General features: G+C 72.3%; 23 protein-coding genes and 3 tRNA genes. 13 read left to right on the forward strand and 13 right to left on the reverse strand.

What is annotated here, in order from left to right; translation table 11 throughout:
• Nucleotides 1-2: 2 nt before the first annotated feature.
• Nucleotides 3-1,385 (forward strand): carotenoid oxygenase family protein, encoded by a 1,383-nt coding sequence (locus ACQEVB_RS09715; RefSeq protein ID WP_432967757.1) that lies wholly within the window; start codon nucleotides 3-5, stop codon nucleotides 1,383-1,385.
• Nucleotides 1,382-2,044: a VC0807 family protein gene (locus ACQEVB_RS09720; protein WP_432967760.1), complete on the forward strand. Its 663-nt coding sequence runs from the start codon at nucleotides 1,382-1,384 to the stop codon at nucleotides 2,042-2,044. The genes ACQEVB_RS09715 and ACQEVB_RS09720 overlap by 4 nt, the downstream gene beginning before the upstream one ends.
• Before the next feature lie 4 nt (nucleotides 2,045-2,048).
• Here the strand turns inward: ACQEVB_RS09720 and ACQEVB_RS09725 are convergent, their stop codons facing one another.
• From ACQEVB_RS09725 to ACQEVB_RS09750, 6 genes are all read right to left on the reverse strand, one after another.
• Nucleotides 2,049-3,662, reverse strand: coding sequence for an acyl--CoA ligase family protein (locus ACQEVB_RS09725; protein ID WP_432967763.1), 1,614 nt, complete (start codon nucleotides 3,660-3,662; stop codon nucleotides 2,049-2,051).
• 27 nt (nucleotides 3,663-3,689) lie between these two features.
• Nucleotides 3,690-4,127 (reverse strand): hypothetical protein, encoded by a 438-nt coding sequence (locus ACQEVB_RS09730; RefSeq protein ID WP_432967765.1) that lies wholly within the window; start codon nucleotides 4,125-4,127, stop codon nucleotides 3,690-3,692.
• 49 nt (nucleotides 4,128-4,176) lie between these two features.
• Nucleotides 4,177-4,539: a hypothetical protein gene (locus ACQEVB_RS09735; RefSeq protein ID WP_432967768.1), complete on the reverse strand. Its 363-nt coding sequence runs from the start codon at nucleotides 4,537-4,539 to the stop codon at nucleotides 4,177-4,179.
• Nucleotides 4,540-4,829: 290 nt separating this feature from the next.
• Nucleotides 4,830-5,021 carry a ferredoxin gene (locus ACQEVB_RS09740; protein WP_432967771.1) on the reverse strand — a complete coding sequence of 64 codons (192 nt, stop codon included), beginning with the start codon at nucleotides 5,019-5,021 and terminating at the stop codon, nucleotides 4,830-4,832.
• 56 nt (nucleotides 5,022-5,077) lie between these two features.
• Complete coding sequence (locus tag ACQEVB_RS09745; protein WP_432967774.1) at nucleotides 5,078-5,281, reverse strand: hypothetical protein; 204 nt, start codon at nucleotides 5,279-5,281, stop codon at nucleotides 5,078-5,080.
• Nucleotides 5,282-5,336: 55 nt separating this feature from the next.
• A complete protein-coding gene (locus ACQEVB_RS09750) occupies nucleotides 5,337-7,217 on the reverse strand; it encodes a propionyl-CoA synthetase (RefSeq protein WP_432967777.1) in 1,881 nt (626 codons plus the stop codon).
• Between the two features lie 212 nt (nucleotides 7,218-7,429).
• Between ACQEVB_RS09750 and ACQEVB_RS09755 the strand changes: the two genes are divergently transcribed.
• On the forward strand, nucleotides 7,430-8,833 hold the full coding sequence (locus ACQEVB_RS09755) for a GDSL-type esterase/lipase family protein (RefSeq protein WP_432967780.1): 1,404 nt from the start codon (nucleotides 7,430-7,432) through the stop codon (nucleotides 8,831-8,833).
• A 177-nt stretch (nucleotides 8,834-9,010) separates the two neighbouring features.
• On the opposite strand, the gene ACQEVB_RS09760 is transcribed toward ACQEVB_RS09755, so the two are convergent.
• From ACQEVB_RS09760 to ACQEVB_RS09770, 3 genes are read right to left on the reverse strand one after another with little or no spacing between them, the layout of a single operon-like run.
• On the reverse strand, nucleotides 9,011-9,304 hold the full coding sequence (locus ACQEVB_RS09760; RefSeq protein ID WP_432967783.1) for a YciI family protein: 294 nt from the start codon (nucleotides 9,302-9,304) through the stop codon (nucleotides 9,011-9,013).
• A 21-nt stretch (nucleotides 9,305-9,325) separates the two neighbouring features.
• Entirely contained in the window at nucleotides 9,326-9,742 is a 417-nt protein-coding gene (locus ACQEVB_RS09765; protein ID WP_432967786.1) for a hypothetical protein, read from the reverse strand.
• A 21-nt stretch (nucleotides 9,743-9,763) separates the two neighbouring features.
• Nucleotides 9,764-9,994 (reverse strand): heavy-metal-associated domain-containing protein, encoded by a 231-nt coding sequence (locus ACQEVB_RS09770; protein WP_432967789.1) that lies wholly within the window; start codon nucleotides 9,992-9,994, stop codon nucleotides 9,764-9,766.
• Nucleotides 9,995-10,222: 228 nt separating this feature from the next.
• On the opposite strand from ACQEVB_RS09770, the gene ACQEVB_RS09775 reads away from it, so the two are divergent.
• The 5 genes from ACQEVB_RS09775 (at nucleotide 10,223) to ACQEVB_RS09795 (ending at nucleotide 11,391) form a co-directional block, all read left to right on the forward strand.
• On the forward strand, nucleotides 10,223-10,462 hold the full coding sequence (locus tag ACQEVB_RS09775) for a hypothetical protein (RefSeq protein WP_432967792.1): 240 nt from the start codon (nucleotides 10,223-10,225) through the stop codon (nucleotides 10,460-10,462).
• Between the two features lie 115 nt (nucleotides 10,463-10,577).
• Nucleotides 10,578-10,650, forward strand: a tRNA-Glu gene (locus ACQEVB_RS09780).
• Between the two features lie 30 nt (nucleotides 10,651-10,680).
• Nucleotides 10,681-10,754, forward strand: a tRNA-Asp gene (locus ACQEVB_RS09785).
• Nucleotides 10,755-10,780: 26 nt separating this feature from the next.
• Nucleotides 10,781-10,857: transfer RNA gene (locus tag ACQEVB_RS09790), tRNA-Phe, on the forward strand.
• Between the two features lie 168 nt (nucleotides 10,858-11,025).
• Entirely contained in the window at nucleotides 11,026-11,391 is a 366-nt protein-coding gene (locus ACQEVB_RS09795) for an STAS domain-containing protein (protein WP_432967795.1), read from the forward strand.
• Here ACQEVB_RS09795 and ACQEVB_RS09800 read toward each other — a convergent pair.
• Complete coding sequence (locus tag ACQEVB_RS09800) at nucleotides 11,388-11,825, reverse strand: MerR family transcriptional regulator (protein WP_432967798.1); 438 nt, start codon at nucleotides 11,823-11,825, stop codon at nucleotides 11,388-11,390. The two genes, ACQEVB_RS09795 and ACQEVB_RS09800, sit on opposite strands and share 4 nt — an antisense overlap.
• A gap of 24 nt (nucleotides 11,826-11,849) precedes the next feature.
• Here ACQEVB_RS09800 and ACQEVB_RS09805 point away from each other — a divergent pair, with 24 nt between their 5' ends.
• The 3 genes from ACQEVB_RS09805 to ACQEVB_RS09815 all read left to right on the forward strand — a co-directional run bounded on the left by ACQEVB_RS09805 (nucleotide 11,850) and on the right by ACQEVB_RS09815 (nucleotide 14,306).
• Nucleotides 11,850-13,295 carry a DHA2 family efflux MFS transporter permease subunit gene (locus ACQEVB_RS09805; RefSeq protein WP_432967801.1) on the forward strand — a complete coding sequence of 482 codons (1,446 nt, stop codon included), beginning with the start codon at nucleotides 11,850-11,852 and terminating at the stop codon, nucleotides 13,293-13,295.
• Between the two features lie 47 nt (nucleotides 13,296-13,342).
• Nucleotides 13,343-13,759: a nuclear transport factor 2 family protein gene (locus ACQEVB_RS09810; protein ID WP_432967804.1), complete on the forward strand. Its 417-nt coding sequence runs from the start codon at nucleotides 13,343-13,345 to the stop codon at nucleotides 13,757-13,759.
• A 121-nt stretch (nucleotides 13,760-13,880) separates the two neighbouring features.
• A complete protein-coding gene (locus tag ACQEVB_RS09815; protein ID WP_432967807.1) occupies nucleotides 13,881-14,306 on the forward strand; it encodes an excalibur calcium-binding domain-containing protein in 426 nt (141 codons plus the stop codon).
• On the opposite strand, the gene ACQEVB_RS09820 is transcribed toward ACQEVB_RS09815, so the two are convergent.
• Genes ACQEVB_RS09820 through ACQEVB_RS09830 form a run of 3 tightly spaced genes read right to left on the reverse strand, consistent with a single transcriptional unit; the run spans nucleotide 14,252 to nucleotide 17,192 of the window.
• Entirely contained in the window at nucleotides 14,252-15,211 is a 960-nt protein-coding gene (locus tag ACQEVB_RS09820; protein WP_432967810.1) for a CehA/McbA family metallohydrolase, read from the reverse strand. The two genes, ACQEVB_RS09815 and ACQEVB_RS09820, sit on opposite strands and share 55 nt — an antisense overlap.
• Nucleotides 15,211-16,167, reverse strand: a complete 957-nt coding sequence (pip, locus tag ACQEVB_RS09825) for a prolyl aminopeptidase (RefSeq protein WP_432980268.1) — start codon at nucleotides 16,165-16,167, stop codon at nucleotides 15,211-15,213. The genes ACQEVB_RS09820 and pip overlap by 1 nt, the downstream gene beginning before the upstream one ends.
• Nucleotides 16,164-17,192 carry a DUF4037 domain-containing protein gene (locus tag ACQEVB_RS09830; protein WP_432967813.1) on the reverse strand — a complete coding sequence of 343 codons (1,029 nt, stop codon included), beginning with the start codon at nucleotides 17,190-17,192 and terminating at the stop codon, nucleotides 16,164-16,166. The genes pip and ACQEVB_RS09830 overlap by 4 nt, the downstream gene beginning before the upstream one ends.
• A 161-nt stretch (nucleotides 17,193-17,353) precedes the next feature.
• Between ACQEVB_RS09830 and ACQEVB_RS09835 the strand changes: the two genes are divergently transcribed.
• Nucleotides 17,354-18,661, forward strand: coding sequence for a GGDEF domain-containing protein (locus tag ACQEVB_RS09835; RefSeq protein ID WP_432967816.1), 1,308 nt, complete (start codon nucleotides 17,354-17,356; stop codon nucleotides 18,659-18,661).
• A gap of 43 nt (nucleotides 18,662-18,704) precedes the next feature.
• A complete protein-coding gene (gene mftR, locus ACQEVB_RS09840; protein ID WP_432980270.1) occupies nucleotides 18,705-19,322 on the forward strand; it encodes a mycofactocin system transcriptional regulator in 618 nt (205 codons plus the stop codon).
• The last annotated feature ends 1 nt before the right edge of the window (nucleotide 19,323 follow it).

The raw sequence follows: 19,323 nt of genomic DNA on the forward strand, positions 1-19,323 counted from the left end.
CCATGACGACGACCGAGCTGCCCGCCCACCTGAGGGGCCACCTCGCCCCCGTCCCGGACGAGATCACCGCCACCGACCTGCCCGTCGAGGGCGCCATCCCGGCGGAGCTGACCGGGCGCTACTTCCGCAACGGCCCCAACCCGCTGCCCGGCGAGGTCACGCCGCACTGGTTCGTCGGCCACGGCATGCTGCACGGCATCCGCCTGCGCGAGGGTCGCGCGGAGTGGTACCGCAACCGCTGGGTGCGCACCAAGGCGCTCGCCGGCAAGCAGATGGTCAATCCCGAGACCGGTGCCATCGACTACTCGGTCGGTGTCGCCAACACCCACGTCGTCCCGCACGCCGGACGGATCATGGCGCTGGTCGAGTCGAGCTTCCCGCACCTGGTCACGCCCGAGCTCGACACGATCGGCACCTGCGACTTCGAGGGCCGGCTCACCACCGCGATGACCGCCCACCCGAAGATCGACCCCGTCACCGGCGACCTGCACTTCTTCGGCTACGGCTTCGCGCCGCCCTTCGTCACCTACCACCGCGTCGACGCGCAGGGGCAGCTCGTCACGAGCGCCGAGATCGAGGTCCCGGGCCCGACGATGATGCACGACTTCGCCATCACCGACCGGCACGCCGTCTTCCTCGACCTGCCGATCACCTTCCGGATGGAGCTCGCCGGCCGCCGGGGCATGCCCTTCAGCTGGGACGAGGGCTACGGCGCCCGCATCGGCGTCATGCCGCTCGCCACGCCCGGCCGGGTCACGTGGTTCGACGTGGACCCCTGCTACGTCTTCCACGTCGGCAACGCGCACACCGACGCGCAGGGCCGGGTCGTGCTCGACGGCGCCCGCTACGCCCCCGCCGACGTCGTCGCGATGTGGGAGGGCGACGACGGCCCCACCGACGCCGCCGGTCCGGCCGCCGGAGCCGCAGCCACCGGCGCTGCCCGGCTGCACCGCTGGGTGCTCGACCCGGCCACGGGATCGGTCTTCGAGAGCGTCCTGGACGAGCGCCCCGTCGAGTTCCCGACCGTCGACGACGACCGCGTCGGCCGCGAGGCCCGCTACCGGTACGCGGTCTCGCAGACGCCCGGCCGCTCCGCCATCGTCAAGTTCGACGCGGACCACGGCTCGGTCGCGGTCCACGACCTGGGCACCGACACGATCGGCGGGGAGGCCGTGTTCGTGCCGTCGTCGGCTCCGGGTCGGGCCGAGGACGACGGGTGGCTGCTGACCATCACCACCCGGCGCGACGCGTCCGCGTCGCAGCTGCTCGTGCTCGACGCCACCGACGTCGGCGGTGCGCCCGTTGCGGCCGTGACGCTTCCGCGCGGCGTCCCGGCAGGGTTCCATGGTTCCTGGATCGACGACGCCGAGCTGGGGGAACAGTGAACCGGTCAGAACCGAACGAAGCAGACACCCGCGCCGGCGGCATGCGCGCCATGGTGCGCGGACTGCTGATCGACGTCGGCCTGCCGATCATCACCTACTACGTGCTGCGGGCCGCCGGGGCGTCGGAGTGGGTCGCGCTACTGGCGGCCACCGGCGTCGCCGCCGCGCGGATCGTGTGGGGGGTCGTCGCGCAGCGCGAGGTGAACCAGTTCGCCACCGTGATGCTGCTCGTGTACGGGCTCGGGCTGGTGCTCGCGCTTGTCACGGGTGACGAGCGGGTCCTGCTGCTGAAGAGTTCGCTGATCACCGCGTCGATCGGTGCGGTGTTCCTGGTCACGGCCGTCATCGGCAGGCGCCCGCTCACCCTGGCGGCGTCGCAGAGCTTCCAGCCGGCCCGCGCCGCCGAGATCGCCGAGGAGTTCCGCACCGAGCCGGCCGCGCGACGGGCTCACCGGCTCATCTCGGCCGTGTGGGGGACCGGGCTGCTGGCGGAGGCGATCCTGCGGATCCCGGTGGTCTACCTGCTGCCGATCGACATCGGGTACCTGATCTCCGAGCTGATGCTCGTCGGGGCGTTCGTGCTGCTCATCGGCTGGACGGTCTGGTACGTGCGCAGGCTGGGCAGCAACGCGTCGGCACCGGCCGCGGAATCCGCCTGAGCGGTCAGCCGCGGATGCGGCTGGCCTCGCCCTGCCACTCCTGCTCGCGCAGCTCGAACTTCTGCACCTTGCCCGTCGAGGTCTTCGGCAGCTCCGCCACGAACGCGACGGCCTTCGGCGCCTTGTACCGGGCGATCCGCGACCGGACGTGCTCGATCACGTCCTCCTCGGTCGCGGACTCGCCCGGGGCGAGCACGACGAACGCCTTCGGGCGCTCGCCGAACCGCTCGTCGGGCACGCCGATCACCGCCACCTCCAGCACCGCGGGGTGGCTCATGATGGCCTGCTCGACCTCGACGGTGGAGATGTTCTCCCCGCCCGAGATCACCACGTCCTTGGCGCGGTCGCGCAGCTCGACGTAGCCGTCGGGATGCATCACCCCGAGGTCGCCCGAGTGGAACCAGCCGCCGGCGAACGCCTTCTCGGTGCCCTCCGGGTCGTCGAAGTAGCCCTTCATGACGTTGTTGCCGCGCATCACGATCTCGCCCATGGTGGCGCCGTCGGCGGGCACGTCCTGCATCTGCTCGTCGACCACGCGGAGGCGGTCGGCGCACACCATCCCGACGCCCTGGCGGGCCTGGTGCTTCGCGCGCTCCTCCGGGTCGAGGTCGTCCCACGCGCGCTGGTACTCGTTCACCGAGTACGGGCCGTAGGTCTCGGTGAGCCCGTAGACGTGCACGATGCGGAAACCCATGTCCTCTGCGGCGCGGATCGTCGTCGGGCTCGGCGGCGCCCCCGCGGTGGTGATCACCAGCGGCCGGTTCAGCTTCCGCGCCTCCGGGGCGCGCACCACCGTCGTCACGACGGTCGGGGCGCCGTTGAGGTGCGTGACGCCCTCCTCGTCGATGAGCCGCCAGATCACCTCGCTGCGCACCTCGCGCAGGCACACGTGCGTGCCGCCGATCGCCGTCACCGCCCACGGCGTGCACCAGCCGTTGCAGTGGAACATCGGCAGCGTCCACAGGTACACCGAGTCCGGCGTGTGCCCGGAGTGGACGATCTCGCCGTACGAGTTCAGGTGCGCGCCCCGGTGGCTGTACTGCACGCCCTTCGGCCGGCCCGTCGTGCCGGACGTGTAGTTGATCGAGATCGTGGCGTCCTCGTCGTCGACGGCCCACGGCAGCACCGACTCGTCACCGGAACCCCTGGCCAGGAGGTCGCCGTAGCGCACCCCGCTGCCGACGCCGTCGCCCGGGCTCGCCGGGTCGAGCACCGTGATGATCTCCTCGACGGTCTTCAGGCCACTCGCGACCGGCCCCACCGTCGGGTACAGCGCGGCGTCCACCACCAGCAGCTTCGCGCCGGAGTGGTCGAGGATGTAGCGCACCTCCTCCGTCGACAGCCGCGTGTTGATCGCGACGAGCACCGCGCCGGCGAGCGGCACCGCGAAGTGCGCCACCAGCATCTCCGGCACGTTCGGCAGCAGGTAGGCCACGCGGTCGCCCGGCTCGATCCCCGAACCGCGCAGCCCCTTCGCCACCTGCTGCACCTCGGCGGCGAACTCGGCGTACGTCGTCCGGCGCTCCCCGTAGACGATCGCGGTCTTGGAGGCGAAGACGTCGGCAGAGCGTCCGAGGAAGCTCAGCGGGGTCAGGGGGGTGTGCCAGACGGACGACATCCCGTGATACTCGGCGCTGCGGCCGGGTCAGGCAACCGACGGTCGGTTCAACATCGCAACCGGGACGAGATCGATCCCCGCAGCCAACTCGACGGAGGCGGCACGCACTTCGTCGGGGGGCATCCGTGCAACTGCGTACAGAGCCTCGAGCACCGAGTTGGTGCTCGCTTGCAGATCCGTCGGGACGCCGGTCATGTCGAAGTGGTGGATCAGCCGTCGCTGCGGTGCCCCAGCCGGCGACACGGCCACGAAGAGTTGACATTCCAGTGCGATGGCGCCGACGAGGTCGAAGGGCGCCGGGATCGATCGGGATTCGGTCGAGCCGCCCAAGGGGTTGTAGGCCGCGAAGTCGACAGCGCCATCCTCGGGATCGTCGTCCTGGGGTGGAGCGACCGAGTCCGCTGGCCCACGGGTCCACGCCCGCACGATCTGCGTTGCCAGCTTCGCCACGGATGCCTGATCCATGATGTGAGCCCTTTCGCGGCCAAGGGGACGTACGCCTCAGTGTTCCTGATCAGTTCGCGACCCGGATGGCCATTGCCTGGTCGATGCCGTCCGGGCACCGCGTCGGGCCCAGGCAGTAGGCCGTGACAACGCCGAAGGGCTGGCCGTCGACACTCGGCGAGGGATCCACGACCACCTCGATGGTCACGAGCGAGTAGTCGCCGAGTCGTGCGGTCAGGCCATAGAGCCAGCGATTGTCGAAGCTGCGTCGCTGGGGTGCTGCGTTGTTGGCAATCACAGTGGCCACTGCGTCGTCGGACAGGTTGTGGTCGGTCGTGAAGTGGACGAGCCCGAAGGCGCCCGAACCCAGCGATCCTGGACGGCCGAGACGCACGATGATCGGGTTGCCCTTGTTCCCGTTGTCGTTGATCACGAACTGGCACGCGTAGACGGCTGGCGCGCTAGGAAACCGCTGGTTCGGATACGCCATGGTGTCCGGAGGGCAGTTGTTGAACACCGGTCGGACGAGGAAACCCGGGGGTGGCTACGCCAGCGCAGCGCTCGGTGCCACAAGGGTGGCCGCCAGCGCTGCGGCCGCACTGATGATCGAACGCCGCCACTTCGGTGTCCTGACCGCAGCCATGCGGATCAGGATGATGAGGTCGGCGGTGATCCGTGGGCGATCCGCAAGCCATCGCCCGGTTGGACCATCGCTGACCGGAGTCAGCCCTGCAGGCTGATCGCCGCGCGCGGGCAGGAACGCACGGCCTCCTCCAGCTTGGGGCGCAGCGACTCCGGCGGGTTCTCGTCGAGGATGTACAGGAAGTCGTCGTCCCGCACCTCGAACACCTCGGGGGCGATGCCCATGCAGACCGCGTTGGACTCGCACAGATCGAAATCGACCACAACCTTCATGGGCACATGGTGCTCCGCCGTGCTGTGGTCGGCAGCACTCAGGCGACCCTCACCAGTCACTGCGAGGGCTGCGGAACCGCGCAGTTGATCTTCGGGTTGACCCCGACGTAGTTGAGCGGGCCCGCGATCGCGGTGACGAGGACCGTCCCCAGCTCCGCGCACGACACCGACTCGTCCGCTCGGCTGAAGTAGCCGCGCTGGTACGCGGCGAAGACCCCGATGAGCACCCAGACCACGACGATCACAGCACCGATCCGCATGACAGCGGGTTACCCGCCGGTGGAGATCGATAGTCCTCTGTGGTCGGACGGGCGCTCACCCTTCCCGGCGCAGCACGGGCCGCAGTGCGTCCAGCACGTCCACGCTCTCGATCGTCGAGGGCACCGGCTCGTCGTTGCCGTCGGCGATGCCGCGCATGGTCTTGCGCAGGATCTTGCCCGAGCGGGTCTTGGGCAGCGCGGCGACGACGGCGACGTCCTTGAGCGAGGCGACGGCGCCGACCTGGTCGCGCACCATCTGCACCAGCTCGGCGGCGAGTTCGGTCTCGTCGCGCTGCACGCCGGCCTTGAGCACCACGAACCCGCGCGGGACCTGCCCCTTCATCGGGTCGGCCACGCCGATGACGGCGCACTCGGCGACGTCGGGGTGAGAGGCCAGCACCTCCTCCATCCCGCCGGTGGACAGCCGGTGCCCGGCCACGTTGATCACGTCGTCGGTGCGGCCCATCACGTACACGTAGCCGTCGTCGTCGATGCGGCCGCCGTCGCCGGTGAGGTAGTAGCCGTCGAACGCCGCCATGTACGAGCTGACGAACCGCTCGTCGTCGTTCCACAGGGTGGGCAGGGCGCCCGGCGGCATCGGCAGCTTCACCACGATGGCGCCGTCGGTGCCGGGCTCGACCGGCGCGCCGCTCGCGTCGAGGATCTGCACGTCCCAGCCGGGCAGCGGCACGGTCGGGGAACCGGCCTTGATCGGCAACAGCTCGATCCCGGCCGGGTTGGCCACGATCGGCCAACCGGTCTCGGTCTGCCACCAGTGGTCGATCACGGGGATGCCGAGCAGCTCCGACGCCCAGCGGTAGGTCTCCGGGTCCAGGCGCTCCCCGGCCAGGAACAGGTACTGCAGCGACGACAGGTCGTACTTGCGGGCGTACTCGCCGTCCGGGTCCTCCTTCTTGATCGCCCGGAACGCCGTCGGCGCGGTGAACAGGCTCTTCACCCCGTGCTCGGCCACCACCCGCCAGAACTGCCCCGCGTCCGGGGTGCCGACCGGTTTGCCCTCGTACAGCACCGTGGTGGCGCCGGCCAGCAGCGGCGCGTACACGATGTAGGAGTGCCCGACGACCCAGCCGACGTCGGACGCGGTGAACATCGTCTCCCCGGCCGTCACGTCGTACACGTTGGGCATCGACCAGGTCAGTGCCACCGCGTAGCCGCCGCCGTCGCGCACCACACCCTTGGGCTTGCCGGTGGTCCCGGAGGTGTAGAGCACATACAGCGGATCGGTGGCCTTGACCGGCACGCAATCGGCCGGCGTCGCCCCGGCGACCGCGTCGGCCCAGTCGAGGTCGCGCTCGCCCATCGCGGCCTGCGCCTGCGGGCGCTGCAGGATCACGCACCGCTGCGGCTTGTGCCCGGCCAGCTCGATCGCCTTGTCCAGCAGCGGCTTGTAGGCGATGACCCGCTTGCCCTCGATGCCGCACGACGCCGACACGATCACCTTCGGGGCCGCGTCGTCGATCCGCACGGCCAGCTCCTTGGGCGCGAACCCGCCGAACACCACCGAGTGCACCGCCCCGATCCGCGCGCACGCCAGCATCGCGACCGCGGCCTCGGGCACCATCGGCAGATAGATCACCACCCGGTCACCCCGCGTGACACCCAACCCGGCCAGCACCCCGGCGAACACCGCCACCTCGTCGCGCAACTGCGCATAGGTGTAGGTGCGCTGCGTGCCGGTCACCGGCGAGTCGTAGACCAACGCCGCCTGCCCACCCCGACCGGCCTCGACGTGCCGGTCCAGGGCGTTGTGGCACACGTTCAGCTCGCCGTCGGGGAACCACCGGTAGAACGGCGGGTTCGCCGCGTCGAGCGCCCTGGTAGGCGCGACGTGCCAGTCGATCGCCTCCGCAGCCCGCAACCAGAACGCCTCCGGATCGTCGACGCTGGCCTGGAACACCTCGTCGTAGGCACCCACCGTCGCTCCCTCCTCCCGCGGGTCACCGACCCTAGTGCCGCGACGCCCGCTCGGCGCGGCTCGCGACCCGGATGCGCCGATCCCGGTCACGGACGGTCACCCGCTCCACCCGATCGTCAGACTCACGATCAGGTGGTCCAGCTCGTTCCACCCAACGTGACGAGTGGAGCACATGCCGTTGACCCGCTGCGCGTTCCTGAAGGGGCGCGCCGGTGACCGAGGTACTGCCCGCTCGCCCGACCGGTCTCGTCCCGCGCGTCGCCTGGACGCTCGAGCCGGCACCCCGCTGGGCCGAACGCGTCGCGCCCGCCGCACCGGTCCGGACCCGGCGGCGCCGGTGGCCGAGGGGCCTCGCCGGCCTGTTGGCCGCCGTCTGCGCGGTCGGACTCGTCGCGGCCGCCGACACGCCGCGGCCCGCCACCACTGTCGCCGCCCCGGCCGCCGACCCGTGCGGGCCGTCCTGGGTGCGTGCGTGGCAGGCCAGCGTCCAGCCCGGCGCCGTCGACCTCACCGGCGCCACCCTGCGCATGGTCGTGCACCCCGGAGCCGGCGGCAACGAGGTCCGGGTCCGGCTGTCCAACCGCTTCGGCGCGACCCCGCTGGTCGTCGGCAGCGCTGCCGCCGGCCGCTCCGACGGCGCCGCCGGCGTGCTGCCCGGCACGTCGCAGAACGTCGCGTTCGCCGGCGTGCGCGGGGTGACCGTCGCTCCCGGAGCCGAGGTGACGAGCGACCCCGTCCCGCTCGACGTCGCCGCCGGGCACCCGGTCGCGATCAGCGTGCACGTGACCGCCGCCCCGGCCGTCGTGCCCGAGCATCCCGTCGCCCTCCAGACCTCCTACCTCGCCCGGGGGCGCGACCTCACCACGGCACCCACCGTCGACGGGGTCGCCGAACCCGTCCCGTCGTGGTTCGTGCTCACCGGCCTGGACGTGCGGGCCGAGCGGCCCGTCGCCGCCGTCGTCGCGGTCGGCGACTCGATCACCGACGGGGTCGGCTCGCCCGTCGGGGCCGGCGAACGCTGGCCCGACGCGCTGGCCGGCCGCCTCGAGGCCGCCGGCGGGTCGACCGAGATGACGGTGCTCAACGCCGGACTCGCCGGCAACCGGTTGATCGCCGCCGACCCCACCGCGGACGTGGATTCGCCGCTGGCCCGCTTCGCCGCCGACGTCGACGATGCGGCCGGTGCCACCGACGTCCTGCTCAACATCGGCACCAACGACCTGGCCGCCGGTCGCTCTGCCGCCGACGTCGTCGCCGGGCTGGTGGTGTTCGCCGACCGCGCGCACGCCGCCGGGAAGCGGGTGCTGTTCAGCACCATCACGCCGACGACCGCCGGACCGCACGGCACCCGCGCCGCCGTCGCCGCCCGGGAGGCGGTGAACCGGTGGCTCCGCTCGCAGGGCCGCGCGCACGCCGACGGCGTCGTCGACTTCGCGGCAGCGGTGGCCGACCCGGCCGACCCCCGCCGCCTCGCCCCCGCCTTCGACGCCGGCGACGGACTGCACCTCTCGGCCGCCGGCTACCGCGCGATGGCCACCGCGATCGACCCCGCACTCCTGTCCGGGAGCCCGTGCCTGGGCAACCGCACGACCTCGGTGGTGGCGGCGGGCGACTGAACCGGCGTCACGGAAACCACGACTCGCCGGCACGGTTTCCGCAACTCGCGGGAGGGAGGGCCCGCGAGTTGCGGATTCCGTGCCGGCGAGTCGTCCGTTTCGGGACGGCGAGTTGTCCGTTTGGGGACGGCGAGTTGTCCGTATCGGGACGGCGAGTCGTCCGTATCGGGACGGTCGTCAGGCCGGCTCGCGCCACTGCGCGAGCGCGTCGACCGTGCTGGTGGCCCGGAACTCGACGATCTCCGCGTCCGCGAGCCCGTTCACGGCGAACGGGTCCTCGGCGAGCGCCGCGTCCAGCTCGGGGCGCGGCATCGCGGCGAAGAGGAGGAACCCGCCGGTGCGCGGCGTGCGCGCTCCCGAGACCAGCAGCCGGCCGGCGTCGTACTGCTCGCGCAGCCACGCGCGGTGACCGGGCACGTGATCGTCGATCTCGGTCAGCGGGGCGGTGTAGGTCAGCACGACGGCGTACACGGCGCCGACCGTACGCCGCGGTCAGCGGCGCCCGAACCTGCGCAGGCCGCGCCGGCGCGGTTCCTCGTCGTCGGGGAGGGGTGGGAGCGGGCCGGTCGGGGTGTCCTCGCGGTCGAGCCGCTCGATCACCCAGTCGACGGCGAGCGCGCCGGGGCTGACCCCGCGTTCCGCGGCCAACCGCCGCAGCTGCTCGATGCGCAGCTCGGGCAGGCGCAGGGCGAAGACCTGCGCCGAGCCGAAGCGACCGGTCAACTCGGTGGCGTCGCCTGCGGAGCTGGGGGCGAGCGCCGCCAGGTAGGAGTCGAGCTCGACGTCGGGGGCGGCGTCGCCGAACGGGCTGGACGGGTCCGGCTCCGGGGGCCGCTGGCGGGTGCGTCGTTGCGGTTCGGGGGGCCGGTGGCGGGCACGCCGCGGCGGCTCGGGATGCGGCGGGGGCATGGCCGGCAGCCTACGGACCGCTCAGGCGAGCGCGTACCCCGCGACGGTGACGGCGGACGCGATCTCGTCGTGCGCGAGCTCGCGGGCGGACCGGATCGTTACCGTACTGCCGCTCGGACGGTCGTTGAGCGCGACGTCGACCGAGTCGACCCCGGCGATCTCGGAGATCTCCTCGGTGACCGACATCACACAGTGCTGGCAGCTCAGTCCGGTGACGACGATCTCGGTGCGGAACGGCGCCTCGACGGTCATGGTGACCCTTCTGACGTGCGGGAACGGGGGTGTTCGCCGTACATGGTCCCCTCCCGTTCCGATGAGCCGACACCGGGTGGGGGTTCCGTCGTTGCGCAGGCTGCAGAGGGTGACAGCGAGGTCTCAGGGAAGCCCACCAAAGAGGGGTGCGGCGACGCTCCGCGAAATGTAACGTCTCGGTCACGGCCGCCGGGGGACGGCGGTCGACAACTGGTCGGGGAGGCGTCGATGGGCGGTATCGGAAGTATTCGGCGAGAGATCGGCGAGGAGCGGCTCACCGGATCGGGGGGCAGCATCCCGACCCAGCGCACCGCAGCCGACGCCTACCGCGTCACGGACGAACAGCTCACCAAGGCCCGCAAGGTGGTGGCCCGCAACTCGGGCGACACCGAGGACCTCCGGGAGCTGCTCGACATGCTCGGGCTCATCTCGGCCAATCCCGACCTCCCTCCGCCTGTCCTGCGCTGACCTGCGACGACGCCGCGGCGGACCCCGGTTGCGAGGGCTGCCGCGGCGTTGTCCTATGCTGGTGCGGCACCCAACGGACAGCCGTTGGGGGGTCGGGCCCGCTCCGGCGGACCATGCCCCCATCGTCTAGTGGCCTAGGACGCCGCCCTTTCAAGGCGGTAGCGCGGGTTCGAATCCCGTTGGGGGTACGGAGTAGTCTTCCGTAGCAGTACGAGCAAGGCCCAGTGGCGCAGTTGGTTAGCGCGTCGCCCTGTCACGGCGAAGGTCGCGGGTTCGAGTCCCGTCTGGGTCGCTCCACCTCCCGGGTTCTCCGGGAAGGGCCAGGTAGCTCAGTTGGTACGAGCGACCGCCTGAAAAGCGGTAGGTCGGCGGTTCGACCCCGCCCCTGGCCACCATCCTGACCAGCAGTTTCGTTGGTCGGGTGCGTATCGAGCTGCCGGCGTTGTCCTGCCGGATCCGGCGTGCCTGCTCCTTCTGCTGATCCCTGATCTGCCGTCTCCTCCGACGGGCCTCCTGGCGCTATCGTCCGATCAGGAGGTTCGCCGCTGGATCCGGGAGAGGTCGTGGTGCTGGACAGCTCGCGCTCCTGGTTCGCCGTCACGCCGACGGTCGGAGGTCGGGCCGCCGTGCTCACCTTCCGCGGCGTGATCGACCTGGCCACCGAACGCGCGGCGGTCGAGGCCGTGCAGGACGCCGTGTCGGCGCTCCCGCCACCCGACGTGGTCGTCGTCGACCTGACGCCCGTCAGCCACTTCTCCGTCAAGGGCATCTATCTGCTGCGGGCCGTGGCCGACACGTGCGCCCGACGCGGCCTGCGGCTGCGGGTCGTCGTGGACCCGGACAGCATCACGGCCGTCGCCCTGCGGATCGGTGGCCCGACCGACGTCCCGATCTTCGACACCGTCGAGGCGGCCACCCGCGCCGACTAGCGCGTGGGCGCCCACAGCCGATCGGCGTCGCCCGCGACGAGCCGCCCGCGGTAGACGTCGATCTTGTGCGTGATCGCCTGCAGGTTCTCCTGGAGCGCCGCGATCTCCGCGAGCACCCGGTCGCGGTGCGACTCGAGCAGGTCCAGCCGGGCCTCCTCGTTGCCCCTGCCTGCGGCGACGAGCTCGGCGTAGCGTCGGATCTCCGCGATCGACATCCCGGTGGCGCGCAACCGGGTGCAGATCTTGATCCACTGCAGGTCGATCTCGTGGTAGCGGCGGCGCCCGGCTCGGTTGCGGTCGACGGGCGTGATGACCAGCCCGGCCCGCTCGTAGTAGCGCAAGGTGTGGGTGCTGACGCCGCTGCGGCGGGCGGCGTCACCGATGGTGAGACCCGACTCCGGGATCGCCGACTTGTCCGCCTTGACTTCGAGCACGCTCTAAATCCTAGCGTCGGCGGCATGCCTCCACCGGACCGTCGACGACGGGCCCTCGTGCTCGCCATCTGCTGCGCCAGCATGCTCGTCGTCGGGATGGACATCTCGATCGTCAACTCGGCGCTGCCCTGGGTCCGCCACGATCTCGACGCGTCCCCGAGCGGTCTGCAGTGGACGGTCGACGCGTACACGCTGGTGCTCGCGAGCCTGCTGGTCCTGGGCGGCTCCACGGCGGACCGCTTCGGCCGGCGTCGGATCTTCCTCCTCGGGCTCACGGTCTTCGGGATCGGCTCGCTGGCGTGCGGGTTGGCGCCGACCATCGGCTGGCTGATCGCGGCCCGCGTGCTGCAGGGCATCGGTGGGTCGATGCTGAACCCCGTCGCGATGGCGATCGTGGCGAACACCTACACCGAACCCGCCGAGCGGGCGCGCGCGATCGGTGTCTTCGGCTCCACGGCCGGTCTCGCGCTGGCGTTGGGTCCGGTGGTCGGTGGAGCGCTCGTCGACGGGCTGGGCTGGCGCGCGGTCTTCATGGTCAACGTGCCGATCGTGGTGACGGCCGTCGTGCTCGCCGCCCGGCTCGTTCCGGAGTCCCGCGCGCCGCGGGCCCGCCGGTTCGACCCGGTCGGCCAGTCGCTCGTCGTGATCGTGCTGGGCAGCGTCGTGTACGCGGTGATCGAGTCGCAGACGCTCGGCTGGTCGTCGCCCGTGATCGTCGGGCTCGCGGTGCTCGCCGTGCTGGGGATCGCCGGGGTCCTCGCCTACGAGCCGCGGCGCGCGGACCCGCTGCTGGAGCTGCGACTGTTCCGCAGCGTGCCGTTCAGCGCGGCGATCGGCACCGCGCTGTGCGCCCTGTGCGGGTTCAACGCGTTCCTGTTCGTGATCACGCTGTACCTGCAGAACACGCGCGGGATGTCGGCGCTGGCCGCCGGGCTCTGCCTGCTCCCCGTCGGCGTGCTCACCGTGGTGCTCTCGCCCGTCACCGGACGGCTGGTCGGCGCACTGGGTCCGCGGATCCCCCTGCTCGTCGCCGGTGCCGCCATGGCCGTGGGTGGCGCGATCGCACTGGAACTCTCCCCGGGCTCGCCGCTGCCCACGGTCCTCGCCGTCTGCGGGGCGATCGGGGTCTTCCTCGGCACCGTCAACCCGCCGATCACGCAGACCGCCATCTCCGGCATGCCGCGGTCGATGGCCGGAGTGGCCGGGTCGCTGGCCTCCGTCGGTCGCCAGACAGGTACGACCCTCGGCGTCGCCATCGCCGGCACGATCGTGGGCCCGGCACTCGCCAGCGGCCCGCTCGCCTACACCGACGCCGCACAGGCGGTGTGGTGGCTGGTGCTCGCTCTCGGCATCGTCGTCGCGGCGCTCGCCGTGCTCAGCACGGGACCGTGGGCGCGCGGTACCGCGGAACGAGCGGCCGCGCTCTTCTGCGACCTCGACGTCGTGCCCTCGCAGCGCAGCGCAGCGTGACCGGATCCGGCCGGACCTGCGCCGCACCGTCCACCACGCTCGGGCGCATGGAATCCCCGAAGCAGATCGTCCTCCGCGCCTGGCAGGCGTTCGCGACCCACGACCGTGACCGCATCGCCGCCTGCTTCACGTCCGACGCGGAGTGGCTGGCCCCCGCCGGCAACGCCGCGGCGCGCGTGGTCGGCACCCATCACCTGGTGGGCAGGGAGCGGATCGTGCGGTTCATCGCCGACGAGTTCCCCGACGTGTTCGGGGCGCAGGTCGCGGTCGAGTTCGGCGCCGTCGTCGCCGAGGGCGACACCGTCGTCGTCGAGGAGCGGATGCGCGCGACGCTGCCCGACGGCCGCCCCTACGACGTCCAGTACTGCTTCGTCTTCGAGCTGCGCGACGGGCTGGTCCACCGCGTGCGCGAGTACCTCGACACCCGACGCGGCCTGGAGATGTTCGGGATGACCGGCGCCTGACCGGACGCGGGCGGGCTGCTCCGGGCGGCGGCAGCGCGTAGGCGGATCGCGACGTGCTGTAACCGTGGGGATGCGGGCAGCGAATGGCCCCCTGCATCCGTTCAGAAGGGTCGTTCCCCACATGCCCGCATCCGTTCCCGTCAACGGCAAGACCATCACGGCAGGTGTCGTGATCGCGTTCGTCGCCATCGGCGGGGCCTGCAGCAGCAGGGAGTCCGCCGCTCCGCGGGCCCTCAGCTCACCCGTCACGGTCACGGTGACCGTCCCGGTGTACCCGTCCACGACGGCCGCGGCGCCGTACACGGCGACCCCGGCTCCCGTCACCAGCTCGCCGGCGCGCTCCAGCTCCCCTGCGGCCCGTCCCGTCCCGCTCGCCGCCCCGGACCCCGACGTCGACGCCCCTTCGCGGCCGGCCCCGGCCAACGTGTACTACAAGAACTGCGCGGCGGTGCAGGCCGCGGGAGCAGCACCGATCCGCCGTGGGGACCCCGGCTACCGGCCCGCGCTCGACCGGGACGGGGACGGTGAGGGCTGCGCCGGCGACTGACCGGCGAGCAGCACCGGGTTCGTCATCGCCGCCATCGCCCCGTCACCGGACCGCACCGACACCCACACGAATCCGGGGTCGGTCACGGTCGTGGACAGCTCGGCCGTCCGCTGCTCGACCGCCACGCCCCGTTCGGTGTGCACGCGGATCAGCGCGTCGGGCACACCGCCGACCGAGGCCGACACCGTCACCGGGTGCTCGCCCGCGACGAGCAGCTCACCCGGCCCCGCGACCGCCGCTCCCGTCGACGCGGTGAACTCCAGCGAGACGTCGGCGGTCGCGGCGATCCAGCAGCGCCCGGCCCGGACGGCGGCGACGATGTCGGCCGCCGTGCAGGCCGCGGCGCGCACCACGGTTACGGGCGTGCCGAGCTGTCCGGCGAGGTGGGCGTCGCTGTTGCCGACCGCAGGGCGCCACCGCCCGGCCGCGAGGCTGCGGCTCCACTCCGCGACGGCGGCATGGTTGTCGGCCTGCCACGGCACGTCGGAGGTCCACGGCCCGTTCCACACCTCGACGGCGTCGAACAGCTCGAAGGGGTACGCGAGCTGCCCCGACGGGTACGGGGCGTGCGGGTGAGCCGCCACGCAGATGCCGCCGTCGGCGCGGACGCGGGCGAGCTCGTCGGCGATCCGACCGTCGCGGATCCCGTACCGGGAATCGACGAGCAGGCCGGAGCCGACGGAGAGCCAGTGGCCGGTCCGCGTGACGACCTCCTGCCCGGGGATCACCAGGAGGGTGTCGGCGAACGGCGCCCAGTCGGCGTGCCCGTCCACCGTGTCGTGCTCGGTGGTCGCGATGAAGTCGAGCCCGGCTGCACGGGCCTCCCGCACCACGTCCGCCGGGGTGAGATCGGCGCCGTTGGAGCGCGCGGTGTGCACGTGGAGGTCGCCGCGGTACTCGGGCATCAGGTCACCGCGAAGCGGTCGAGCGCATCCTGGATCGCCCGGCTGAACTGCGCGCTGCCGGTGTGCCCCGCGTCCTCGATCACGACGAGCTCCGCGTCCGGCCACACCTTCGCCAGCTCCCACGGCACGTGCAGCGGCCCGCCGAGGTCGAGCCGGCCGTGGATCAGCACGCCCGGGATGCCGGCGAGGCGTGGCGCCTCCCGCAGCAGGACGCCCTCCTCGAGGAACGCGCCGTGGGAGAAGTAGTGCGCGCAGATGCGCACGAAGGCCAGCAGCGCCGCGTCCGGTCGGTTCGAGTAGCTGCCCGGCTGCCCGGTGGCCTCGTGGGAGATGACCGCGTCCTCCCAGGCGACCCACTCGTGCGTGGCGGCCTCGCGGACGGCCGGGTCCGGGTCCTCGACGAGCCGTCCGTACGCGCCGACGAGATCGTCGCGCTCGGCGGGCGGCACGTGGTCGCGGAACCGTTCCCACGCCTCCGGTAGGAACATGCCGACGCCGCGGTAGAGCCAGTCGATGTCGCTGCGCCGGCTCATCGTCACGGCCGGGATCACGATCTCGGTGACGCGCTCGGGGAACCGCTGCGCGTAGGCGAGGATCAGCGTGGAGCCCCACGAGCCGCCGTGCAGCAGCCAGCGGTCGATGCCGAGGTGCGCGCGCAGCAGCTCCATGTCGGCGATCAGGTGCTCCGTGGTGTTGACGCCCATGTCCGTCGCCGGGTCGCTCGCGTGCGGCAGGCTGCGGCCGCATCCGCGCTGGTCGAACAGCACCACGCGGTACCGCTCCGGGTCGAACCGGCGGCGCACGGAGGTCGAGCAGCCCGATCCCGGGCCGCCGTGCACCACGACGGCGGGCTTCCCGTCGGGCGCGCCGCAGACCTCCCAGTAGATGTGGTTGGCGTCGCCGACGTCGAGCATCCCGTGGTCGTACGGCTCGATCGGCGGGTACATGTCGATCAGCCTGCCACCGCTGCGGCGTAGGCCGCGCGGAGATCGCGGTCGAGCAGATCGGTCGAGTCCGCGAACATGTCCACGGACCCGATCAGGGGCAGGCCCCGCAGCCACGGGTCGGTGAGCGTGGCCGCCGCCGCCTCCGCGAACCGCTCCGCACCGAGCACCAGGAACGGGCGCTCGTGGAACGGCCGCGGTGCCGGGTCGACGGGCACCGTCAGACCGGACGCGTTGTGCGCGCGAGCCACGATCCCGTACGCCTCGACGAGCGCGGCCTCCCGTGCCGCGTGCCCGGTGGCGGAGACGGCGCGGGCGAGTTGCTCGCTCAGCTCCCCGGCGATCGGCAGCCGCGCGAACGCCGAGCCGAACCACTTCGGGTACGGCCAGTAGCGCCGCGCCAGCAGGAACGCGACCCGCATCACGTCACGGGCGAGCCGGGCGGCGAGGATCCGCGAGCCCAGCTCGTCGCCGACCTGCGCCGTTCGGCCGACGAAGGCCTCCTCCTGCGCGATCCGCGCCCAGGCGCAGGCCAGCAGGTAGCGGTGGACCTGGTCGGGGAACCACATCAGCGCTGCGCGGACGCGACCCAGCTCGCCGTCGGGATCAGCGAGCGTCGGTCCGGCCGTCGCCTCCAGCAACCGCTGCTGCGGCACGGCCAACCAGTCCAACGGGGTGGCGACAGCCGGCTCGAAGTGGAGGTGGCCACGGAGCCAGCCCGGCAGCGTGTCGACGCCGACGAAGTGCCGGACCGGCGAGTCATCGCCGCGCGAGAAGCGCACCGGCCAGCCGTGGAACGACTCCGGCAGCCCTGCGTCGATGATCGCGCGGACGCGAGGGACGTCCGCGGGTGCCACGAACACCTGCAGGGACGGCCCCCACCCGTGGTCGACGGACTGCGGGGTGTCGAACCCGAGCACGTCCGACCCCGGACCGACGCGCGCCGCGGCGTACGCGACGCCGGCGAGGAGCGGGGCGACGACCTCCTCGTGGAACAGGGTTCCGAGCTCGTTCCCCGGCCGGAATCGGGTTTCCACGGGGTTGAGTATCGCCACGGGGGCGTCCGGCGCGCAGCCGATCAGCCGCTGCCCGACCGTGACCGACAGCTCGCCGAACGCTACGAACGGTCCTGTCGACCGCCCGTCTTCCTGGCTACCATCGCCCGGATGGGGGGCAAGTGTGGGGGCGGAGGGTCGCGTTGATCGGTTCCGTGCAGCCGCGGCGCCGGCACGGCCCGACCCGGATCACCGGGTGGTCGCTGTGGTCCCTCCCTCGACGCGTGCTGTGCGTCGTCCTGCCGATCGAGCTGCTGGCCGTGGTTTCGCTGGCCGTCTCCGCCGCGCACGACGTCGCCGTCCTGCCGGACGGTTGGGTCGCCCGGCTGGCCGTGCTCGTGCTGGCCGGGGTCATCAGCACGGAGTGCTCGCTCGGTGTGGAACGGATCCGGCACCGTCGGGCCACGGTGCCGCACATCGACCTCAGCTCGGTGTGGACGTTCGCGGCAGCCGCCCTGCTGCCGGGCCTCGCGGCCTGCGCCCTCGTCGTGATCCTCTACCTGCACATCTACCTGCGCGTCGACCGCCGTGCCGGGGTGCGGGCGCACCAGGTCATCTACACCGCGGCCACGATCGTGCTGGCCGTGCAGACGGCGTCGGTGATCATGGGCCTGGCCGGGGCCAACCCGTACACCAGCGCCTTCGGTTTGGTGCTGGTCGGCCTTTCGGTGCTGGCCTACGCCGCGGTGAACATGCTGCTGGTCACCACCGTGGTGGTGCTCGCCGGTGAGCACCGCGACCTCGGCACGTTCCTGCGGATGCTGCGCGGCGACAACGAGTGGGTGCTGGAGTTCGCGTCGCTCTCGATGGGTGCGCTGGTCGGCGGCGCGATGGCCTCCTTCGGGCTCGGGTACGCCGTCCTCGTGCTGCCGCCGCTGGTGATGCTCCACCGCACCGTGCTCGTGCGGCAGCTGGAGGAGAAGGCGAACGTCGACTCGAAGACCGGCCTGCTCAACGCCGCCGCCTGGCACGAGCGCGCCGGCCACGAGCTGCGCCGCGCCGAGCGCGCCAACCAGCAGGCCGCCGTGCTCGTGCTCGACCTCGACCACTTCAAGCGCATCAACGACCGCCACGGGCACCTCGTCGGCGACTCGGTGCTGGCCGCGGTGGCCACCGCCGTGCGCGCCGAGGTCCGCGAGGACGACGTCGTCGGGCGCTTCGGCGGCGAGGAGTTCGTCGTCCTCCTGCGCGGTGTCGACGTCACCGACGACCGGGCGCACGCCGAGGCCGTCGCCGAACGCATCCGACGGCGAGTGGCCACGCTCGGGGTGGAGGTGCCCGGCCCGGACGGCACCGTCGTCGTCGCCGACTTCACCGTCTCCATCGGGGGAGCGGTCTTCCCGCCCGACGGGCCCGACCTCGTCCGGCTGCTCGAGACCGCCGACGCCGCCATGTACCAGGCCAAGAACACCGGCCGGAACCGCGTGCGGATGGGCGTCGCCGGATCCTGACCGCGTGGCACCATCTCCTCGGACGCACCTGCAGGAGAAGGGCATGTCGGCTTCGTCGATCGAACGGCCGCCCCGGCCACGCCGGCCCGGCCGCCGTCCCGTCACGTCCCGCTCGGAGATCGAGCACGTCGCCCTCGACCTCTTCTCCCGCAACGGGTTCGAGACCACCACCGTCGACGACGTCGCGGCCGCCGCCGGGATCGGCCGGCGCACCGTCTTCCGCTACTACGCGTCGAAGAACGACATCCCCTGGGGCGCGTTCGACGAGCAGCTCGACCGCATGCGCTCGGTGTTCGCGGCGCTGCCCGACGACCTGCCGGTGATGGCCGGCGTGCGGGCCGCCGTGCTGGACTTCAACGACGTGGCGCCGGCCGAACAGCCGTGGCATCGGCGGCGGCTGCGGCTGATCCTCGAGACGCCGGCGCTCCAGGCGCACTCGACGCTGAGGTACGAGGCGTGGCGGCAGGTCGTCGCCGACTACGCGGCCGCGCGGCTCGACCTGCCCAGCGACGCGCTGATCCCGCAGGCCATCGGGCACGCCAGCCTGGGTGCGGCGCTCGCGGCGTACGAGCGGTGGCTGCGTGCCGACGGCGCCGAACTGCGGGACCTGCTCGACGAGGTGTTCCAGGCCCTGGAGAACGGGTTGGCCGGGGCCCGCTGAG

Origin of the sequence: Pseudonocardia sp. CA-107938, assembly GCF_050936315.1 — a bacterium.
GTDB lineage: Bacteria > Actinomycetota > Actinomycetes > Mycobacteriales > Pseudonocardiaceae > Pseudonocardia.

Excerpts from the sequence above, each read along its gene's own strand:
- ACQEVB_RS09715 (WP_432967757.1), top strand. The coding sequence starts at position 3 with ATGACGACGACCGAGCTGCCCGCCCACCTGAGGGGCCACCTCGCCCCC.
- ACQEVB_RS09725 (WP_432967763.1), bottom strand. The coding sequence starts at position 3,662 with ATGTCGTCCGTCTGGCACACCCCCCTGACCCCGCTGAGCTTCCTCGGA.
- ACQEVB_RS09730 (WP_432967765.1), bottom strand. The coding sequence starts at position 4,127 with ATGGATCAGGCATCCGTGGCGAAGCTGGCAACGCAGATCGTGCGGGCG.
- ACQEVB_RS09740 (WP_432967771.1), bottom strand. The coding sequence starts at position 5,021 with ATGAAGGTTGTGGTCGATTTCGATCTGTGCGAGTCCAACGCGGTCTGC.
- ACQEVB_RS09745 (WP_432967774.1), bottom strand. The coding sequence starts at position 5,281 with ATGCGGATCGGTGCTGTGATCGTCGTGGTCTGGGTGCTCATCGGGGTC.
- ACQEVB_RS09765 (WP_432967786.1), bottom strand. The coding sequence starts at position 9,742 with ATGCCCCCGCCGCATCCCGAGCCGCCGCGGCGTGCCCGCCACCGGCCC.
- ACQEVB_RS09770 (WP_432967789.1), bottom strand. The coding sequence starts at position 9,994 with ATGACCGTCGAGGCGCCGTTCCGCACCGAGATCGTCGTCACCGGACTG.
- ACQEVB_RS09775 (WP_432967792.1), top strand. The coding sequence starts at position 10,223 with ATGGGCGGTATCGGAAGTATTCGGCGAGAGATCGGCGAGGAGCGGCTC.
- ACQEVB_RS09805 (WP_432967801.1), top strand. The coding sequence starts at position 11,850 with ATGCCTCCACCGGACCGTCGACGACGGGCCCTCGTGCTCGCCATCTGC.
- ACQEVB_RS09810 (WP_432967804.1), top strand. The coding sequence starts at position 13,343 with ATGGAATCCCCGAAGCAGATCGTCCTCCGCGCCTGGCAGGCGTTCGCG.
- ACQEVB_RS09815 (WP_432967807.1), top strand. The coding sequence starts at position 13,881 with ATGCCCGCATCCGTTCCCGTCAACGGCAAGACCATCACGGCAGGTGTC.
- ACQEVB_RS09820 (WP_432967810.1), bottom strand. The coding sequence starts at position 15,211 with ATGCCCGAGTACCGCGGCGACCTCCACGTGCACACCGCGCGCTCCAAC.
- mftR (WP_432980270.1), top strand. The coding sequence starts at position 18,705 with ATGTCGGCTTCGTCGATCGAACGGCCGCCCCGGCCACGCCGGCCCGGC.